At 32.3% G+C, this 1,024-nt stretch carries 1 protein-coding gene; it reads right to left on the minus strand.

The window, feature by feature from the left end; genetic code table 11:
* Positions 1-115 precede the first annotated feature (115 nt).
* The coding region (locus BT107_RS17345) for a M56 family metallopeptidase (protein WP_139254351.1) at positions 116-1,024 on the minus strand (909 nt) is incomplete at its 5' end.

Consider the following 1,024-nt stretch of genomic DNA (forward strand, 5'->3'; position numbering starts at 1 on the left):
CGGTTGCTCTGAAAAAAAGTCTCCTTTTTTAAAAACAAATCATAAATTGCCAAAAACAACAACTGAAATGTTACCACTAAAACTATATACTGTATCATCCTTATTTAAATTTTTATTACTTTAATCTAAAGGTAATTGGTAATGAAAAAGGAACTTTAACAGCCTTTCCATTTTCCATTCCTGGAGAAAACTTAGGTAGTCTGCTAATAATACGTGCAACCTCATTTACCAAAAGTTTATCTGGACCACGCATTTGCAAGTTTTTTACAGAGCCATCCTCTTCTATAATAAACCTAACACTTACCCTACCTTGTATTCCTTTCTCTTGAGCTTCTTCTGGATAATTAAAGTTTTTTCTGATGTGCATATTTATGAGCTTATTAAAATTCTCTCTAGGATTTTCTGCATTTTCATTACCAGGAAAAGCTGGTGGTATATCTATGGTTGAAAAAGGCACTAAACCACCTTCTTCTTCATCAAAAACCCCTGAATTATTTGCTTCTTCATCGCTTGAATACTTAATAAGCTTAACATCAGAATTTGTTTGTATTGTGCTTGGATCTGCAGCGTAACCTACAATAACAACCTCATCTAAGGCTTCTACCTCATCCACACTACTTTTTGCCTCTACTGCATCTATTTTAGCGTCGTTTTCTGTTTCACAAGAGGTATAGAATAACATACCTGCAACTAATGGCACCAATGCTAAATATTTTAACTTTAAAACTTTACCAGATTTTGATTTTTGTAACATAACTATTCGTTTTTTAATTAATGATGATTTATAAAAATGATTGATGAATGAGATATTTTTTGTCTCAAAAAATTGAGACAGCAGCAACTCATACTGTTCTTTTTTACTTGTTTTTTGCACTTTAGAGTCGGCTATAAACTCGTGCACTTCTGATATTCTGTTTTGGTAGACATATACTAGTGGATTAAACCAAAGGGCAATGCGCATTACCTCAAAAAATAATAAATCTAAAGTGTGTTTTTGTTTCACATGTACTAACTCGTGCTCTAA

The organism is Cellulophaga fucicola (assembly GCF_900119145.1).
Taxonomy (GTDB): Bacteria; Bacteroidota; Bacteroidia; order Flavobacteriales; family Flavobacteriaceae; genus Cellulophaga; species Cellulophaga fucicola.